Raw genomic sequence first — 5,547 nt, forward strand, 5'->3', positions numbered from 1 at the left:
AAAGGGAGTCCGGCGGTGTCCTACTCTCCCACAAGGTCCCCCTTGCAGTACCATCGGCGCTGAGAGTCTTAGCTTCCGGGTTCGGAATGGGACCGGGCGTTTCCCTCTCGCTATGGCCGCCGAAACATTTACCACACAACCCCCACAACCAGAGTTGTGGGTGAGGGTGAAGCCTGTTTCAGACCATGCCCACCACGAATGGGGGGACTTGTCTGTTTTGTTGTTCCCACACACCAGACGGATGGGTGTGTTGGGGTGTTTCCGATAAGGGTCGTTACCGACCGTCTTTCGGGAACCACATAGTGGACGCGAAGCAATCTTTCTTCCTCCTCTACAGGGGAAGAGTGTTGTCAAGTTATCGGCTTATTAGTACCGGTCAGCTCCATGGGTCGTTAGTCCCCACTTCCACATCCGGCCTATCAACCCAGTAGTCTAGCTGGGAGCCTCTCACCCCGAAGGGTATGGAAATCTCATCTCGAAGCCGGCTTCCCGCTTAGATGCTTTCAGCGGTTATCCGTTCCGAACGTAGCTAATCAGCGGTGCCCTTGGCAGGACAACTGACACACCAGAGGTTCGTCCATCCCGGTCCTCTCGTACTAGGGATAGATCTTCTCAAATTTCCTACGCGCGCAGCGGATAGGGACCGAACTGTCTCACGACGTTCTAAACCCAGCTCGCGTACCGCTTTAATGGGCGAACAGCCCAACCCTTGGGACCTACTCCAGCCCCAGGATGCGACGAGCCGACATCGAGGTGCCAAACCATGCCGTCGATATGGACTCTTGGGCAAGATCAGCCTGTTATCCCCGAGGTACCTTTTATCCGTTGAGCGACAGCGCTTCCACAAGCCACTGCCGGATCACTAGTCCCGACTTTCGTCCCTGCTCGACTTGTCAGTCTCACAGTCAAGCTCCCTTGTGCACTTACACTCGACACCTGATTGCCAACCAGGTTGAGGGAACCTTTGGGCGCCTCCGTTACTCTTTAGGAGGCAACCGCCCCAGTTAAACTACCCACCAGGCACTGTCCCAGAACCGGATCACGGTTCGTAGTTAGATATCCAAAGTGACCAGAGTGGTATTTCAACATTGACTCCACCCGAACTAGCGTCCGAGCTTCACAGTCTCCCACCTATCCTACACAAGCCACTCCGAACACCAATACCAAGCTGTAGTAAAGGTCACGGGGTCTTTCCGTCCTGCTGCGCGTAACGAGCATCTTTACTCGTAGTGCAATTTCGCCGAGTTCGCGGTTGAGACAGCTGGGAAGTCGTTACGCCATTCGTGCAGGTCGGAACTTACCCGACAAGGAATTTCGCTACCTTAGGATGGTTATAGTTACCACCGCCGTTTACTGGGGCTTAAATTCTGAGCTTCGCTTGCGCTAACCCTTCCTCTTAACCTTCCAGCACCGGGCAGGCGTCAGTCCGTATACATCGTCTTGCGACTTGGCACGGACCTGTGTTTTTAGTAAACAGTCGCTTCCCACTGGTCTCTGCGGCCTTTCCCGCTCCGGGAGTAAATCCCATCACGGTTCCGGCCCCCCTTCTCCCGAAGTTACGGGGGCATTTTGCCGAGTTCCTTAACCACGATTCTCTCGATCTCCTTGGTATTCTCTACCTGACCACCTGAGTCGGTTTGGGGTACGGGCGGCTTGAACCTCGCGTCGATGCTTTTCTCGGCAGCATAGGATCACTGATTTCCCCCAATCGGGGTACGCATCGGGTCTCAGGCACATTGACGACGGATTTGCCTATCGTCAGCCCTACATCCTTACACCAGGTTCACCTTACGGATACCATCGCCTGGCTCAGCTACCTTCCTGCGTCACACCTGTTAATACGCTAAACGCACCAGCATGGGGTCGAGCGTTAGACCGGCCGGCATCACCCCGAAGGGATCCGCTCAGCCGGGTTAGGACTCTTAGCACCACTGGATTATCTTGGGCGGTTCTTCGCCGGTACGGGAATATCAACCCGTTGTCCATCGACTACGCCTGTCGGCCTCGCCTTAGGTCCCGACTTACCCAGGGCGGATTAACCTGGCCCTGGAACCCTTGGTCTTTCGGAGGACGGGTTTCTCACCCGTCTTTCGCTACTCATGCCTGCATTCTCACTCGTGTGGCCTCCACGGCTGGTTTACACCGCCGCTTCACTGGCCACACGACGCTCTCCTACCACTCCGTACGACTGAACCACGAAGGCTTGTCTATAATACGAAATCTACAACTTCGGTGGTGTGCTTGAGCCCCGTTACATTGTCGGCGCGGAATCACTTGACCAGTGAGCTATTACGCACTCTTTCAAGGGTGGCTGCTTCTAAGCCAACCTCCTGGTTGTCTATGCAACTCCACATCCTTTCCCACTTAGCACACGCTTAGGGACCTTAGTTGGTAGTCTGGGTTGTTTCCCTCTCGACAATGAAGCTTATCCCCCACTGTCTCACTGCTGCGCTCTCACTTACCGGCATTCGGAGTTTGGCTGACGTCAGTAAGCTTTTGGGCCCCATCGGCCATCCAGTAGCTCTACCTCCGGCAAGAAACACGCAACGCTGCACCTAAATGCATTTCGGAGAGAACCAGCTATCACGAAGTTTGATTGGCCTTTCACCCCTATCCACAGCTCATCCCCTCCATTTTCAACTGAAGTGGGTTCGGTCCTCCACGACGTCTTACCGTCGCTTCAACCTGGCCATGGATAGATCACTTCGCTTCGGGTCTAGGACATGCGACTGTATCGCCCTCTTAAGACTCGCTTTCGCTACGGCTACCCCACACGGGTTAACCTCGCCACATATCGCTAACTCGCAGGCTCATTCTTCAAAAGGCACGCTGTCACCCCTACAAGGAGGCTCCAACGGTTTGTAAGCAAACGGTTTCAGGTACTATTTCACTCCCCTCCCGGGGTACTTTTCACCTTTCCCTCACGGTACTTGTCCGCTATCGGTCATCTGGGAGTATTTAGGCTTATCAGGTGGTCCTGACAGATTCACACGGGATTTCTCGGGCCCCGTGCTACTTGGGATCCCCATTCAGCCAGCGCCAGCATTTCGGCTACGGGGTTCGCACCCTCTATGACCAGCCATTCAAAGCTGTTCGCCTATACTGCGCTGTAACTGTTCCTGTCCGGCAGAACAGAACAATAGGTCCCACAACCCCGACCATGCAACGACCGCCGTCTATCACACATGACCGGTTTAGCCTCTTCCGATTTCGCTCGCCACTACTGACGGAATCACTGTTGTTTTCTCTTCCTGTGGGTACTGAGATGTTTCACTTCCCCACGTTCCCTCTACCCGCCCTATATATTCAGGCGGGAGTCACCAGGTCAAAACGCCTGGCGGGGTTTCCCCATTCGGAAATCCTCGGATCAGGGCTCGATTATCAGCTCCCCGAGGCTTATCGCAGATTTCTACGTCCTTCTTCGGCTCCAGATGCCAAGGCATCCACCGTTTGCTCTTAGAAACTTGACCACAAAGTTGCCACCAGCTCGTAAGCCGGCAGCTCAGTGTTATCTCATTCGCCAACCACACCCAAAGGTGTGATCGGTCTAAGAAATTGCACTTAGTATCACAAACAACAACCAACCCGAAGGCCGGCACTGCTTGCGACTAAGATGCTCGCGTCCACTGTGTAGTTCTCAAAATACGGGCGGCACCAGAATCACCCTGCGATACATGCAGGACTTTCCTGGCCCAGAGGAGTTCAACCCACCCCTCCAAACGGAGGCGGAAGGTTTGGTCCCTCAGGACCCAACAGCGTGCACACTCCCCCACCCCATCACCCTCACGTTCCAGACACCCGAAGGTGACGTACTAATGCTGGCGACTTCGCGAGAAAGTCATTGTCAATGTTCCACCCATGAGCGCCAGCCGAAGACATTCGCTTCGGAACTGACTTGACCAGATGATCCCTGTGTAAACAGCAGGGCTGGTACATGCTCCTTAGAAAGGAGGTGATCCAGCCGCACCTTCCGGTACGGCTACCTTGTTACGACTTAGTCCTAATCACCGATCCCACCTTCGACAGCTCCATCCCACAAGGGGTTAGGCCACTGGCTTCGGGTGTTACCGACTTTCATGACTTGACGGGCGGTGTGTACAAGGCCCGGGAACGTATTCACCGCAGCGTTGCTGATCTGCGATTACTAGCGACTCCGACTTCATGAGGTCGAGTTGCAGACCTCAATCCGAACTGAGACCGGCTTTTTGGGATTCGCTCCACCTTACGGTATCGCAGCCCTTTGTACCGGCCATTGTAGCATGCGTGAAGCCCAAGACATAAGGGGCATGATGATTTGACGTCATCCCCACCTTCCTCCGAGTTGACCCCGGCAGTCTCCTATGAGTTCCCACCATAACGTGCTGGCAACATAGAACGAGGGTTGCGCTCGTTGCGGGACTTAACCCAACATCTCACGACACGAGCTGACGACAACCATGCACCACCTGTATACCGACCTTGCGGGGCGACCATCTCTGGCCGTTTCCGGTATATGTCAAGCCTTGGTAAGGTTCTTCGCGTTGCATCGAATTAATCCGCATGCTCCGCCGCTTGTGCGGGCCCCCGTCAATTCCTTTGAGTTTTAGCCTTGCGGCCGTACTCCCCAGGCGGGGAACTTAATGCGTTAGCTGCGACACGGAGACCGTGGAATGGTCCCCACATCTAGTTCCCAACGTTTACGGCGTGGACTACCAGGGTATCTAATCCTGTTCGCTCCCCACGCTTTCGCTCCTCAGCGTCAGTTACGGCCCAGAGATCTGCCTTCGCCATCGGTGTTCCTCCTGATATCTGCGCATTCCACCGCTACACCAGGAATTCCAATCTCCCCTACCGCACTCTAGTCTGCCCGTACCCACTGCAGGCTGGGGGTTGAGCCCCCAGATTTCACAGCAGACGCGACAAACCGCCTACGAGCTCTTTACGCCCAATAATTCCGGACAACGCTTGCACCCTACGTATTACCGCGGCTGCTGGCACGTAGTTAGCCGGTGCTTTTTCTGCAGGTACCGTCACTTTCGCTTCTTCCCTACTAAAAGAGGTTTACAACCCGAAGGCCGTCATCCCTCACGCGGCGTTGCTGCATCAGGCTTGCGCCCATTGTGCAATATTCCCCACTGCTGCCTCCCGTAGGAGTCTGGGCCGTGTCTCAGTCCCAGTGTGGCCGGTCACCCTCTCAGGCCGGCTACCCGTCGTCGCCTTGGTGAGCCATTACCTCACCAACTAGCTGATAGGCCGCGAGTCCATCCTTGACCAAAATTCTTTCCAACTCCTAGCCATGCGGCTGAAGCTCGTATCCGGTATTAGACGCCGTTTCCAGCGCTTATCCCAGAGTCAAGGGCAGGTTACTCACGTGTTACTCACCCGTTCGCCACTAATCCCCCCAGCAAGCTGGAGTTCATCGTTCGACTTGCATGTGTTAAGCACGCCGCCAGCGTTCGTCCTGAGCCAGGATCAAACTCTCCGTAAAAGAAAAAACAGACCAACCGGAAAAAGGCCGGATCTGCTGAATTTGATGCTGACCAAAGAACAAAACAATCTGACGATTGT

3 rRNA genes are annotated in these 5,547 nt (G+C 54.9%); all 3 read right to left on the reverse strand.

Annotated elements, in window-relative coordinates:
- Window positions 1–7: 7 nt before the first annotated feature.
- The 3 genes from rrf to EDF38_RS15675 all read right to left on the reverse strand — a co-directional run bounded on the left by rrf (window position 8) and on the right by EDF38_RS15675 (window position 5,467).
- A 5S ribosomal RNA gene (rrf, locus tag EDF38_RS15665) occupies window positions 8–124 on the reverse strand.
- A gap of 222 nt (window positions 125–346) precedes the next feature.
- A 23S ribosomal RNA gene (locus tag EDF38_RS15670) occupies window positions 347–3,470 on the reverse strand.
- Between the two features lie 475 nt (window positions 3,471–3,945).
- Window positions 3,946–5,467 (reverse strand): 16S ribosomal RNA (locus tag EDF38_RS15675).
- Together the 16S, 23S and 5S rRNA genes form the textbook arrangement of a ribosomal RNA operon.
- Window positions 5,468–5,547: the final 80 nt, after the last annotated feature.

Source organism: Frigoribacterium sp. PhB160, from assembly GCF_003751785.1.
In the GTDB taxonomy this organism is placed as follows: Bacteria; Actinomycetota; Actinomycetes; order Actinomycetales; family Microbacteriaceae; genus Frigoribacterium.